The sequence below is a fragment of the Gluconacetobacter aggeris genome, assembly GCF_014174395.1.
In the GTDB taxonomy this organism is placed as follows: Bacteria; Pseudomonadota; Alphaproteobacteria; order Acetobacterales; family Acetobacteraceae; genus Gluconacetobacter; species Gluconacetobacter aggeris.
Map to the genome: position 1 here is coordinate 1 of NZ_JABEQD010000007.1, position 12,559 is coordinate 12,559.

General features: G+C 64.2%; 12 protein-coding genes and 1 pseudogene. 4 read left to right on the forward strand and 9 right to left on the reverse strand.

The features are described from left to right. The 3 genes and pseudogenes from pstC to HLH36_RS11060 all read right to left on the reverse strand — a co-directional run. Window positions 1-327, reverse strand: a pseudogene (gene pstC / locus HLH36_RS11050) (phosphate ABC transporter permease PstC); the annotation flags it as partial. 283 nt (window positions 328-610) lie between these two features. After that, window positions 611-3,193 (reverse strand): EAL domain-containing protein, encoded by a 2,583-nt coding sequence (locus HLH36_RS11055; protein ID WP_220792805.1) that lies wholly within the window; start codon window positions 3,191-3,193, stop codon window positions 611-613. Between the two features lie 742 nt (window positions 3,194-3,935). After that, window positions 3,936-4,130, reverse strand: coding sequence for a hypothetical protein (locus tag HLH36_RS11060; protein WP_182986444.1), 195 nt, complete (start codon window positions 4,128-4,130; stop codon window positions 3,936-3,938). Window positions 4,131-4,331: 201 nt separating this feature from the next. Here HLH36_RS11060 and HLH36_RS20070 point away from each other — a divergent pair, with 201 nt between their 5' ends. The 4 genes from HLH36_RS20070 to HLH36_RS11075 all read left to right on the forward strand — a co-directional run bounded on the left by HLH36_RS20070 (window position 4,332) and on the right by HLH36_RS11075 (window position 7,557). Beyond that, window positions 4,332-4,466 (forward strand): hypothetical protein, encoded by a 135-nt coding sequence (locus HLH36_RS20070; protein ID WP_275943789.1) that lies wholly within the window; start codon window positions 4,332-4,334, stop codon window positions 4,464-4,466. 146 nt (window positions 4,467-4,612) lie between these two features. Continuing rightward, complete coding sequence (locus HLH36_RS11065) at window positions 4,613-5,305, forward strand: SH3 domain-containing protein (protein WP_246376738.1); 693 nt, start codon at window positions 4,613-4,615, stop codon at window positions 5,303-5,305. Window positions 5,306-5,391: 86 nt separating this feature from the next. After that, window positions 5,392-5,631 carry a hypothetical protein gene (locus tag HLH36_RS11070; protein ID WP_246376739.1) on the forward strand — a complete coding sequence of 80 codons (240 nt, stop codon included), beginning with the start codon at window positions 5,392-5,394 and terminating at the stop codon, window positions 5,629-5,631. A 99-nt stretch (window positions 5,632-5,730) separates the two neighbouring features. Further along, entirely contained in the window at window positions 5,731-7,557 is a 1,827-nt protein-coding gene (locus HLH36_RS11075; RefSeq protein WP_338030437.1) for an amidohydrolase, read from the forward strand. Between the two features lie 12 nt (window positions 7,558-7,569). On the opposite strand, the gene HLH36_RS11080 is transcribed toward HLH36_RS11075, so the two are convergent. The 6 genes from HLH36_RS11080 to HLH36_RS11105 form a co-directional block, all read right to left on the reverse strand. Then, the gene (locus HLH36_RS11080; protein WP_182967992.1) at window positions 7,570-7,848 is read right to left on the reverse strand and encodes a hypothetical protein; all 279 of its coding nucleotides are present in this window, start codon (window positions 7,846-7,848) and stop codon (window positions 7,570-7,572) included. Between the two features lie 123 nt (window positions 7,849-7,971). Continuing rightward, on the reverse strand, window positions 7,972-9,006 hold the full coding sequence (locus HLH36_RS11085; RefSeq protein WP_182986583.1) for a glycosyltransferase family 4 protein: 1,035 nt from the start codon (window positions 9,004-9,006) through the stop codon (window positions 7,972-7,974). Window positions 9,007-9,063: 57 nt separating this feature from the next. Then, complete coding sequence (locus HLH36_RS11090) at window positions 9,064-9,891, reverse strand: UDP-2,3-diacylglucosamine diphosphatase (RefSeq protein ID WP_182986445.1); 828 nt, start codon at window positions 9,889-9,891, stop codon at window positions 9,064-9,066. Between the two features lie 78 nt (window positions 9,892-9,969). Beyond that, window positions 9,970-10,290, reverse strand: a complete 321-nt coding sequence (locus tag HLH36_RS11095; protein ID WP_246376740.1) for a hypothetical protein — start codon at window positions 10,288-10,290, stop codon at window positions 9,970-9,972. Beyond that, a complete protein-coding gene (locus HLH36_RS11100) occupies window positions 10,290-10,937 on the reverse strand; it encodes a cytochrome c oxidase subunit 3 (RefSeq protein WP_182986446.1) in 648 nt (215 codons plus the stop codon). The genes HLH36_RS11095 and HLH36_RS11100 overlap by 1 nt, the downstream gene beginning before the upstream one ends. Further along, on the reverse strand, window positions 10,930-12,555 hold the full coding sequence (locus HLH36_RS11105; protein ID WP_182986447.1) for a cytochrome c oxidase subunit I: 1,626 nt from the start codon (window positions 12,553-12,555) through the stop codon (window positions 10,930-10,932). Before HLH36_RS11105 ends, HLH36_RS11100 begins: the two co-directional genes overlap by 8 nt. Between the last annotated feature and the right edge of the window lie 4 nt (window positions 12,556-12,559).

Below are 12,559 nucleotides of genomic sequence, written 5' to 3' on the forward strand. Positions count from 1 at the left end.
CATCCCGATCGGCCCCGCCACCACCGCAGGCGCCATCTCCACCAGCCAGAAGGCAATGCCGAACGCCAGCGGCACCGCGAACACCAGCGCCAGCAGCGTCGTCGCCACCGAACCAAACACCGGCGCCGCCGCCCCGAAATGCTGCGATACAGGGTTCCACACCGTGCTCCACACAAAGCCCGGCCCAAACGCCAACCACGCCGAAAGCCCGCCCCACGCCAGAACCGCGATCAACCCGCCCAGCAGGCCAAGCATCAGCCAACCCGACAGACGTACCAGCCCCGCAAACAGGCGGTCACCGATTGCCGTGTTTGTGGTTTCTCTCACCGGAATCATGTTCCGGGATCGCGGCATCCGCTGCATCCATTTATTCCCGATGCCGTCCTTAATCCGTTCCTCCAATACATTTCGCCCCCTCGGGCTTCAATCGAACAGGATCGGAAGGGCAATTAAGTTTTTATGACATCCCGCACCGTCTCAATGAGAGGATATTTCAGAAATATCGGTGGAGAGCAGAAACGCGGCGCACATCACCCGTGCGGCAATCCGGCAGTCACGCCCCCGCCGGCGACCGAAGCGGATGCACGTCGCCCTCGGCCACGCAACCTGGCTACGCCGCGGGCAGCCGCGCCAGCGAGGCCGGATAGGATTGCAGCCACGTACGCACCCAACCCGCCAGATGCTCGACCTCCAGCGGATGGGAAATCAGGAATCCCTGCACCACCGGGCATCCAAGCTCGTCCAGAAGCTCAAGCTGCTGCTTCGTCTCGACCCCCTCGGCCACGATCGACATACCCAGATTGCGACCGATACCAAGGACGGCGTTCACGATCAGACGGCTCTCATCGACCCGATTCAACCCGTCCACGAAGCTGCGATCGATCTTCACTTCATTCAGCGGCAGGTTGACGAGATTGGCCAGCGTGGAAAAACCAGTGCCGAAATCGTCCATCGACAGGCCGACACCCAGGGCTCGGATGGCACGCGCCGCCTGGATCGTGCTGTCCAGATCGGCAATCATCGTGCTCTCGGTCATTTCCACCATCAGGCGGTTGGCCGGAATGCCGGTCTCCTGCAGGATGGCGGCAATCATCGACGGCAGGCCGGGCTCCCGGAAATGCCGCGCGGACAGATTGACCGACACCGACGGAATCCCGATCCCTTCCGCCATCCAGCGTGCCATCTGGCGGCAGGCCTGGCGGAGCGCCCATTCCCCGAGCGCCTGGATCAGGCCGGTTTCCTCGGCCAGCGGGATAAAGCGCACCGGCGAGATATCGCCGCGCACCGGGTCATGCCAGCGCGCCAACGCCTCCACCCCATGGATGGCGCCCGTATGCGGCGAAACCTGGGGCTGGTACACCAGCCGCAGCCGATCGGACGCCAGCGCGGTCCTCAGCGCACTGCCCATAATGACGCGGTCACGGGCCCGCTGGTTCATCGCCGGACTGAAGAAGCGGTAGCAGTTCCCACCCGCATCCCGCGCGCGCGAGACCGCAATCCGGGTATTGCGCAGCAACGTATCGACGGTGCCGCCTTTTTCACTGCCGGCACAGATGCCGATGCTGACGCCCGACGTAACCGGCAAGCCGTTGATGACAAACGGAAGCGCCATGCTACGCAGGATGGCACCCGCAACCACTGACGCATGATCGACCGCGATGAACCCGTCCCGGTCCACGCAGCAGCCCGGCCCCATCGGGGTACGGCCACATCCGGTCACGATTGAAAATTCGTCTTCACCGGTACGGGTCAGGATACCCTCCTGCCCTACCGCGCGTTTCAGCCGCTGGGCGACCGTCTCCAGCAGTTCGTCCGCCCCCGCGCCACCAAGCCCGTCACGAATCGTCCTGAACTGATCGAGGTCAATCGCGATCAGCGTCAGGCCGCACCAGCCCGGCCCGTCCTGCAGACTTGCGAGATGCTCGCGAAGCCACGTCCGGTTGGGCAGACCGGTCACCGCGTCGTAATGCGCCAGTTGCGCGATTCGCACCCGCGCGCGCTCCTGCTCGACCGCAAGCGTGCAGAAATGGATGCAGGCATCCACAACCCGCCGATGCCACAGCGTCGGCTCCCGACGGTCGAGAAAATACAGGGCCAGCGCCCCAGCCACGGTGCCGTCACGCAGGCGCACCGGTATCGACCAGTTGGCACATATCCCCAGCGGGCGCACCTTGTCGCGCAATGCAGGCGTCCAGCGCGGATCTGTCTCGATATCGGGGGCCAGGACCTCATGGCCCGAATAGATCGCCGCTCCGCAGGTCCCCACCATTGGGCCGACGACCATTCCATCAAAACCCGATGCAAACGATTCCGGCATCGCGCCCCGGCCCGCCATCCAGGCCGTGCCCTCTTCCGTCACCAGCAGGACCGACATCAGGACATCCGGCAAAATCGCCTCGACCCTCTTGCAGATCAGCGCCATGACGTCATTGAAGTCCGTCGCACTGCTCAGGGCCGTCGTCACGTCCTGCCGCAGGCTCTGCAATTCCATCGCCCGGGTCTTGTCGGCCAGAAGGACGATGACATCGCCATCCGCCGCGCCATCATCACATACCGGGCTCACGGCCGTGCTCAGCCAGATCTCGCGTCCCCCGCGCGACCGCGCCCTCAGATCGATCTCGAACGCCTTTCGGCTCCGCAGATTGTACCGGAACTCGCGCAGGACCGGCATGTCGGCCTCTTCCGCCGACAAGACGACCGAGACATCCCGCAGCAGCACATCTTCCGGACGATAGCCCAGCAGGTGCTTGAAGGCCGGATTGACGTAAGTGATCCGGTCCAGCCCATCGAGGACCATCACACCCCGGTCGGTCCGATTGACGACGGTGGAACAGAGCTCCCCGGCCTCACGCCGGCCGACCTCCACGCTCACATCACGCAGCGTGACGATCCATGCCGCACCGTCAGATGCATCGCCACGCGCGACGACCGCTTCCAGCCAACGAACCGGGCAGCCAGGCCGGAAGAGCGGCAGTTCATGGGGTACCGGGCCAGATGTCAGGTCCAGCGCGGGCACCATGTCACGCACCGGCCGCCCCACCCACGAATCGCCCCCTCCGCCGCACATCGCCACGGACGCGTCGTTGGCGAAAACCACCATGCCGCTGTCATCGACCATGATCACGCCGCCGGCCAGCGCATTCAGAACCGACGAAAGAGATGACGGCCCATTGTACAACGCCGGCTCCCTCATGAATCAATTCTCCACCCTGCAATCACCTCACGCAGGACATTCAGGACTGCTTGGAGACGATAGCGACGGTCAGCCCACCCGACCCGATATCTGGATTTTTCTTATTCCATACCGCTGGCCGCCCGCAATGTTCGACAGGTCATATCCGCACACTTTCTACACATACCTGCCATTCAGCAAGTAAAAATGTAACATGATATAACTCAATACACCCTACGTCACTTTGGCGTACAGGCCACCGAGCGGACATGGAGATTCGGAGCCGCCCATTTTGTCATATTGTTGCAGAATCCTACTCATGACACCGGTTCCAATGTTCGCTTCCTGTCCGATGAAGAGGGTCCAACATTCTACGGCCCTCCTGCCGGCCAGGAATTGGCAACCCGGTGCGAGGTCGCGCACACCCAAAAATCCGAAACCGTCCGTACACCAATACATATATTCATTTTGTCGAAATATGTCTACCTGCAACCCCTATCAATAGTAACAAAACGAAACAATTTGGTATAGTCTTATTTTCTCCTACAGTCTTAAAAAGACACAAAAAACAGTTCCTTGACATTGTCCCGACGACGGCCCCGTAAGCCGAACACCGCGTCGCCCGCCGAACCGATCACATGCCGGAATGCAGAGTCTCGAGAAAATGCGGGAAAGGTTGGCCGACAGGAAGATCCCGCCCCAGACTGCTCATCCTGGAGGAAGCGGCGATGCCGGACAAAATCGGAAACGACGCCCTGCCCGGTCAGCCCGGGCCGGCGCCCTGGGCCGGGCATTTGGCGTAACGCCCTTTTTCGTCACGGCATTTGGCGGGTTTCGGCTTGGGACAGGTCGTAAACTTGCCCTTGGCATCCCGACACGGCGCGGCGGCGGAAACCGGAGCCGACATGCCGATCAGAGTGACGACGGCCAGGCTCGAAAGAAGCAGGTGCAAGCGCATGTGAAAACATCCTTATCGCAGCGGAAGGCCGCCAGCATGCCAGCATTGCCCGGCACCGGACAAGCAAATCCCCTATCGGGATCATCCCTCGGATGGATCGTGGGGATGTGATCATGCGACACGCCTTGTTCCCGCGACGGCACATCCCACGTCCAGCAACGGGCAGACGGGTAAGAACGACCCTCGGAAAAGGAGGCAGTCATGGCCCATACGATCACACGCGGCATCTCCGCCACACCACCCCGCTCGATCGGGTACTGGACCGTCATGGTCGGCGGGATCGTTGCTCTTGTCATGTTCTATGCCGGCGTCCTGCTGTTCGGACAGGCCTGGTAAGGGAAATGACGGCACGGTCCGGCACCACGGCGCCGGGACCGCCGCAGCAGGGCTTTTCTTTTCCGGGAAACATGCTCAGTCTGGCAGGACATGACGCATGGTCGCGGGTGTGTCGACGCGCCCGTTGCGCCGCGCGGGGCCGAAAGATGATGACGATAAGGATAAAGATCATCCTGTCCGCATTCCTCGCGGGTATCGGCCTTGCGGGGCCGGCACTGGCGGCTCCCGGCGTGGTCGTCGGCGGCACGGACATTTTCGCCGGCCCATCGCCGGCCTATCCCATTGTCGGGGCATTGCCGCCGGGCGCCCCCATCGAAATTTTCGGATGCCAGCCGGGCTGGGGATGGTGCGACGTGGCCGGAGGCCCCTATCGCGGCTGGGCCCCCTCCGACCGGGTGCAGATCCTGTATGACGGATCGCCGGGACCATTGAGCGAATATGGCCCCATGATAGGCCTGCCCCTGATCGGTTTCGCCTTCGGTCATTACTGGGGCACGCATTATCGCGACCGCCCATGGTTCTCCAGCTACGATCGCTGGGGCGGTGGCCGCGGAGAGGTCGTCCGCGGCCGGGGACCGGGCGGGGGTCCTGACAGACACTGGGGCGCCGGTCCCGGAGGGCCGGGGCCCGGATGGAGTGGCCGAGGCGGTCCGCCGCCGGGCGACCACCGCGGAGGGGGCTTCCCCGGCGGCGGCCCCGGCAATGCGCGCGGTGGCGATAACCGGGGCGGTGATCGTCGGGGCGGCAGCATGCCCCATGCCGACATGCCCCACGGAGGTCCCCCCGGCGGCAACCGTGGGCATGATGGCCATGGCGGCCATGACAGGGGGCCCCGATGATCGTCATGGCGGACAAGTCTCGGGTTTGTGTCTGAACTTTACTGATCTCTCCGGGTTCAATGCCCGGTATCCTGGACAGGAGGACCATGTCGATGACACACGCGGCCGGCATCATCGGACATATCCTGGTCCGTGACTGGATCGGCACCAGGCAGTCCGCCTCCGCCGACCGCCATCAGGCCATATGCCTGACACGGAGCCCACGGGCCCGTCGCGCCGACCGGCAGCGCGGGACAGGCACCCTGTCATGGCCCGGCTATGTCGCCTCGATGCGCCAGATGTCGGCGGGCCTGTCCCGCCACGTCGCCTTCCGCCGACAGCGATAGACCCGCAATCCCGCCGCCCCTCCACGCGAACCGCGCGCGGTGCCCCGGCGTCGTTCTCATTGACACATCGCAACATCCGTATCCTCATGGCAGGACATCGTGTCCACAGCCGTCCGGATTGCCATGCGCCGCGCCTCGCTCCTTCTTGCCGCCTCCTCTCTCCTCGCGGCCCATGCCACGCTTGCCGCCCCCGCCCCCCCGGCCGATATCCTGCTGACCAACGGCACCATCCGCACCGTCGATCATGACGACAGGACGACCGAAGCCCTGGCCATCCGTGATGGACGGATCGTCTGGACCGGCTCCAGCGCCGATGCACCGGCCCACGCCGATGCCCATACGAAGACCATCGACCTCAGGGGCCATATGGTCATGCCGGGCCTGACCGACGGCCACATGCATCCGCTGGTGGGTGGCCAGAACCTGATCGGCTGTTCGCTGGACTATCTTCCGCTGACCGCCGACCTGTTCACCGCCCGCATTCGCGCCTGCGCCGCCAACCCCGCCTACCGCACCGCATCCGGCTGGCTGGTCGTCCGCAACTGGTTCCAGGAGGCGATGCAGCCCGCCGGCCTGCGGATGACGAAAGACGCGCTCGATTCCATCGACAGCACGCGTCCCATCATCGTCCTCTCTTCCTTCGGCCATTCGCTGCTGGCCAACAGCGCCGCCCTCCGGCGCGCCGGCATCACCAAAGCGACGCCCAATCCCACCGGCGGCCAGATCATCCATAGCCCGGACGGACAGCCAACCGGTATCCTCGAGGACACGGCGCTGGATCTGGTCATGACCGTGCTGCCGCACCCAACCACACAGGAAAATATCGCGGCGGCATCAGCGGCCCTCGCCGCCATGCGCGCCCAGGGCATCACCGGCTTTCTCGACGCCTGGGCCCAGCCCGAAGATCTGGATTCGTTCACCGCCCTGCAAAAACAGGGCAAACTGACCGCCCGCGCCCATTTCGCACCCGTGATCGAGCCCGCGCAGGGCAAGGATATCGCGGGCGACATCAAGCGCCTGACCACCATTCGCGCCCGCTACGACCAGGGCCCCCTCACCCCCGCCCCTTCCGTCACGGTACGCAACGTCAAACTGTTCATGGATGGCGTCATCACCGCCCCATCCCAGACCGGACTTCTGCTCGCCCCTTATCTGGTCAACAAGGGAACGAAGGACCATCCGGACTGGCAACCCGGCCCGTCGAAGGGCCCTGCCCCCTACTTCCCGCTGGAAACCCTCAGCCCGCTGCTGAAGGCCCTCGTCACGGCAGGCTTCGACCCGCACATGCATGCCGATGGCGACGGCGCCGTCCGCCTGGCGCTCGACGCCATCGCGGCCACGCGCAAGGCGCTCCCCGCCAACGATTTCCGTCCGGCGATCGCGCATGACGAAATGGTCGATCCCGCCGACATGTCCCGCTACCGCGCGCTGAACGCCACTCCTGTCCTGTCCTTCCAATGGGAAAAACAGGCTCCGGATACCACCAAGGGCGTGCTGCCCTATATCGGCCCCGACCGCGCCCCGTATCTCGAACCTGCCTGGCAGCTCGAGAAGGCCGGCGCCCGCATCACCTATGGCAGCGACTGGCCGGTCGACCCGCTCGACGAATGGTTCGCGCTCAAGGTCGGCGTCACCCGCACCAACGCGCCTGCCGCCGGCGCGCAATACGGCAAGCCACTCGGCGCGGAACCGGGCCTGTCGCGCGCCAGCGTGATGCGCGCCATCACCATCAATGCGAATTATGAGCTTCGTTCCGACCCGGTCGCCGGCTCGCTCGAGCCGGGAAAATTCGCCGATCTCATCATCCTCGACCGCGACATCGCCACCATCCCGGCCGAGCAGATCGCCGGCACCCGGGTCCTGCTCACCATGGTCGGTGGCCGCATCGTCTACAGTACCGGAACCTTCAGCCCACCCGTCAGATAGGCCAGGGCCAGGTCAATGCACCGGCACGCCCGCTGTCACCAGCAGGGCGTGCAGCAGGATCAACATCAGCACCAGCCCGATCAGAACGGCGAACACGCCCCCGAACAGGCGGAAGGCACCGATCGCCAGGCTGACCAGCAGAATGATCAGAAGCGCCGTCTGCAACTCGCCCCGGATGCCCATACCGGCAAGGACCTGCCGCGCCAGATTCTCGATCGCGGCAACCGCCGTCAGGATCAGGCCGAACAGGCTCAGAAGCAGGCCCGTAACAACGGCAATGACGCCCTCCATGAGGATTTCCCTTCCTGGCAGAGCCGGGGTCATCCCCGGCGCCCAGCCCCGTTACGGTGTTTTCGGCCGTCGGTCCATCCCGTCGAACCGCCGTAACCGGAAACGCCCCGCCCGCTCAGCCGTTCAACGCACGGACATATTCTGCGCGCGCGTCAGGGCATCGAGGAACATGCGCGCACAGGCCTCCCAGGTGAACCGGGCGGCATGAGCCCGGCAGGCGGCCCGATCCCCCCGCAGCGCGGCCAGGATATTGCGCCGCAGGTCCGGCCCGATGGCACCCACCGACGACACGCCCGGCGGCAGAATATCGCGCGGCCCGGTCACGTCGAAGGCCGCAACCGGCACTCCGCAGGCCAGCGCTTCCAGAATCACCAGCCCGAACGTGTCGGTCAGGCTGGGAAAGACGAATACGTCGCTGGCCGCATAGGCCGCCGCCAGATCCGCACCGGTCAGATAGCCGGTAAACAGCACGCCCGGATAGCGCGCGGCCAAAGCCACCCGATCCGGCCCGTCCCCCACCACGATCCGGGTGCCGGGAAGATCCAGCGACAGGAACGCCTCCAGATTCTTCTCCACCGCCACCCGCCCGACATAGAGCAGGTACGGACCGCGTATGTCATACCGAACGCGCCAGTCGACCGCGGCGGCATCAGGATGGAACCGGTCGGCATCGACACCCCGGGTCCAGCATTCCAGATGCGCGAAGCCCCGCTCGCGCAGTTCTTCGAGAAGGCTGGCCGTCGGCACCAGCGTCAACGCCGCCGCACCATGGAACCAGCGCAGGAAGCGATAGGGCAGCGGCGTCGAGAACCCGATACGGGCGCGGATATATTCCGGAAAACGCGTATGGAATGACGAGGTGAAGCACCGCCCATGGCGGATCGCCCAGCGACGCGCGGCCAGGCCCAGCGGTCCTTCGGTCACGATATGGATCGCATCGGGCCGAAAGGCTTCGATCAGCCGGTCCAGCCGGCGGCCGGGCAGGATGCATAGCCGGATCTCGGGATAGGTGGGGCACGGCACGGTGCGGAACAGATGCGGGCCGATGATCTCGACCGTATGCCCCGTCGCTTCCAGCGCGTCCCGCAGGCGCGAGACGGTACGCACCACGCCGTTGACCTGCGGATACCACGCATCGCTGACCATCAGGATACGCAGGGAGCTTGCCGCCGTGTCCTCCTGCCGTTCGACAGCGGCAGCCACGCCGTCCGTCACTCAGGCACCGGCGGCAAACAGGGGCGATGCCAGCGGCGCAGGTGTCGGGAACCGATTGCAAACATCGGTCACGTCCAGAAGTTCCATGCTGCCATCATGATGTTCCACCAGCGCACTGCAACTTTCGACCCAGTCGCCGTCATTCATGTACAGCACGCCATCCAAGTCCTTGATCACCGCATGATGGATATGGCCGCAGATCACCCCGTCCATACCCCGGCGCCGCGCCTCGTCCGCCACGGCGGTCTCGAACCGGTCGATGGCCATGACCGCGCTCTTCACCTGCCGCTTCAGCCATTGCGACAGCGAGCGGTAAGGCAGCCCCAGCCGGCGCCGCACCAGGTTGAACCAGCGGTTGACGACCAGCGCCAGCGTATAGGCCCGGTCCCCCAGCATCGCCAGGAAGGGGGCATAGCGCACCACACTGTCGAATTCGTCTCCGTGCAGGACCAGGAATTTCCGACCGGTGGCGGTCACATGCTCGGCCTCTCCGCACAGACGGATGCCGGCGACTTCCAGCTCATGCGGCAGCCAGCGGCGGAACATCTCGTCATGATTGCCGGGGATATAGATGATCTCGGTCCCGCTGCGTCCCATGCGCAGGATCAGGTTCAGCACATCGTCATGATGACTGTTCCAGAACCACGACCGCTTCAGCTTCCAGCCGTCGATGATATCGCCGACCAGATACAGGCGCTGACAGGTCAGGTTGCGCAGGAATTCCGCCAGCAGGTCGGCACGGCAATCGCGCGTTCCCAGATGGACGTCCGAAACAAAGACGGTCCGATAACTGGCGGATGCAAGTCGATCGTTCAGAATCACGTTCATCGCAAGCGGCATACCCTGATGAAGGACGTGCCCTCTCTAGCCGTATCCGACTATTTCTTTCGTGTATCTTTCATGAAACTATCCGCTCTCCTTCGGAACGGCCGCGCGGTCGGGCAAGGCAGGACCATCCAGGGCGCCCCCAGGCACCGGAACGGTCGTGCGGGTAAAACTGTCCAGACTGCCCAGCGCCAGCAGAATCGTCAGCCAGAACAGTCCGCCAAGCGCGAAGATGATCGCAAGCGGCGGCCCGCGCAGGATCTGCATGAACCCCAGCACGATGACCAGAACCATCAGGACCGCCACCACACAGACGGCAATGCCGTCACCCGCCCAGGTGGCCGCCAGCTCCGCGGCCAGCAGCAGGACCAGCATCCCCCAGCAGGCCGCGATGCGCACCATCACGCCCGTCCGATCAGATAGAGCAGCGGAAACAGCAGCATCCAGATCAGATCGACGAAGCTCCAATACAGCCCCACGATATCGACCGGCGTGCTCCATGCCGGACTGAATGCCCCCTGCCGGGCCTTGCGGCAGATCCACAGGATCAACCCGATCCCGACCACCATATGCATGCCATGCAGGAAGGTCGCCAGGAAATAGAAGCTGTAGAACAATGCGGCCGCCCCGGCCTCCGGACCATGAAGGGCGAAATGCGGCCCGGGAAACAGGTTCTCGCTGAATTCCTGCCCCCATTCGACACCCTTCAGGACCAGGAACGCCAGGCCCAACCCCGCAGCGCCGAGTCCGGCCCGAACCACGCCGCGATTGTCGCCGCGCCTACCCGACTCGACCGCCATCGTATAGACCGCGCTGCTGGTGATCAGGATCAGGGTGTTGACCGCCCCGATCGCCAGGTTCGTATGGCGCACGCCCTCGGCCCATCCCCCGGCACGGGTCTGCGAATAGACCAGGCAGACCAGAAAAAGGCCGCCGAACAGCAACGCCTCGCTGGCCAGGAACAGCCACATGCCGGCGATCGCGCTCTCGTCGCGATGCAGCGGCGTCTCATAGGGGGAATGGTGGTCCAGCACCGATCCGTCAGACATGATGCGGCCCTCCCGCATCCGCCACGCCAGTACGGGCGTCCAGATCCCCGTAATCATAGGCATCGGTGGTCACGACCGGCGTCTCGGCAAAATTTTCGGTGGGCGGCGGCGACGAGGTCCGCCATTCCAGCCCCGTCGCCCCCCAAGGATTGTCGGGCGCCCGCGCGCCGCGAAACAGCGACCAGCCGAAATAGACCAGCGGCATCACATAGGCGACGGCCAGGATACCCGCCCCGGCCGAGGACAATACGTTCAGGATCTGGAACTGCGCGGGATAGGTGGCATAGCGCCGGGGCATGCCTTCGAAGCCCAGGATGAATTGCGGGAAAAAGGTCAGGTTGAAGCCGAAGAAGATCAGGGCGGCGGCCAGCCGTCCCCAGATCTCGGGATACATCCGCCCGGTGATCTTGGGCCACCAGTAATGCAATCCGCCGAAATAGGCCGACACCATGCCGCCGACCATGATGTAGTGGAAATGCGCGACCACGAAATAGGTCTGCGTCAGATGCACGTCGGCGGCCAGCGACGCCAGGAACAATCCGGTCAGCCCCCCCACGGTGAACAGGCCGATAAAGCCCATCGCATAGAGCATCGGCGCATCCAGCCGGATGGACCCGCCATGCATCGTCCCCAGCCAGTTGAAGACCTTGATGGCCGATGGAACCGAGACAAAGAAACTGAACATCGAAAAGACGATAGCGGAATAAAGCGATTCCCCGGCCACGAACATGTGGTGCCCCCACACGATGAACCCGATCGCCGCGATCGAGATCGAGGACCACGCCACGAAGCGATAGCCGAATACGGGCTTGCGGCAGAAGGTACTGACAATCTCGCTGACCACCCCCATGCCGGGCAGGATCATGATGTAAACGGCGGGGTGGGAGTAGAACCAGAACATCTGCTGGAACAGCAGCGGATCGCCACCCAGTGTCGGGTCGAACACCCCCACCCGGAACAGCCGCTCGAACGCCAGCAGCAGCAGCGTCATGCCCAGGACCGGCGTCGCCAGCACGAGGATGACGCTGGTGGCATAGAGCGCCCACAGCATCAGCGGCAGCCGGTACCACGTCATCCCCGGCGCCCGCAGTTGATGGATGCTGACGATGAAATTCACCCCGGTGGCGATCGAGGAAAACCCGTTGAGGAAGATACCCAGCACGACAGGCAGCACCCTGCCCTCGCTATAGTCCGAGGAAAGCGGGGTATAGAAGGTCCATCCGGTCTCCAGCCCGCCCCGGAAGAGGCCATAGAGCACCAGCAGCCCCGACGCCACGAACAGGTACCAACTCAGGAGGTTGAGGCGTGGAAAGGCGAGATCACGGGCGCCAAGCATCAGCGGCACCAGAAAATTGCCCAGCGTGACCGGGATCGACGGCACCAGGAACAGCCAGACCATCACCACGCCATGCATGGTAAACATCCGGTTATAGGTCGCATCGGACAGGATGGTGCCGGTGGGTTCCAGCAATTGCAGCCGGATCAGCGCCGCGCCGACGCTCCCCAGCGCGAAGAAAACGGTGATCGATCCCAGATAGAGCAGCGCGATCCGCTTGTGGTCGCGTGTCAGCAGCCATGATCGCAGGGTGCCGTCCTGCCAGAGATAGCTTTCCGACATCGCA

Excerpts from the sequence above, each read along its gene's own strand:
- HLH36_RS11055 (WP_220792805.1), bottom strand. The coding sequence starts at position 3,193 with ATGAGGGAGCCGGCGTTGTACAATGGGCCGTCATCTCTTTCGTCGGTT.
- HLH36_RS11060 (WP_182986444.1), bottom strand. The coding sequence starts at position 4,130 with ATGCGCTTGCACCTGCTTCTTTCGAGCCTGGCCGTCGTCACTCTGATC.
- HLH36_RS20070 (WP_275943789.1), top strand. The coding sequence starts at position 4,332 with ATGGCCCATACGATCACACGCGGCATCTCCGCCACACCACCCCGCTCG.
- HLH36_RS11065 (WP_246376738.1), top strand. The coding sequence starts at position 4,613 with ATGATGACGATAAGGATAAAGATCATCCTGTCCGCATTCCTCGCGGGT.
- HLH36_RS11070 (WP_246376739.1), top strand. The coding sequence starts at position 5,392 with ATGTCGATGACACACGCGGCCGGCATCATCGGACATATCCTGGTCCGT.
- HLH36_RS11080 (WP_182967992.1), bottom strand. The coding sequence starts at position 7,848 with ATGGAGGGCGTCATTGCCGTTGTTACGGGCCTGCTTCTGAGCCTGTTC.
- HLH36_RS11090 (WP_182986445.1), bottom strand. The coding sequence starts at position 9,891 with ATGAACGTGATTCTGAACGATCGACTTGCATCCGCCAGTTATCGGACC.
- HLH36_RS11095 (WP_246376740.1), bottom strand. The coding sequence starts at position 10,290 with ATGGTGCGCATCGCGGCCTGCTGGGGGATGCTGGTCCTGCTGCTGGCC.
- HLH36_RS11100 (WP_182986446.1), bottom strand. The coding sequence starts at position 10,937 with ATGTCTGACGGATCGGTGCTGGACCACCATTCCCCCTATGAGACGCCG.
- HLH36_RS11105 (WP_182986447.1), bottom strand. The coding sequence starts at position 12,555 with ATGTCGGAAAGCTATCTCTGGCAGGACGGCACCCTGCGATCATGGCTG.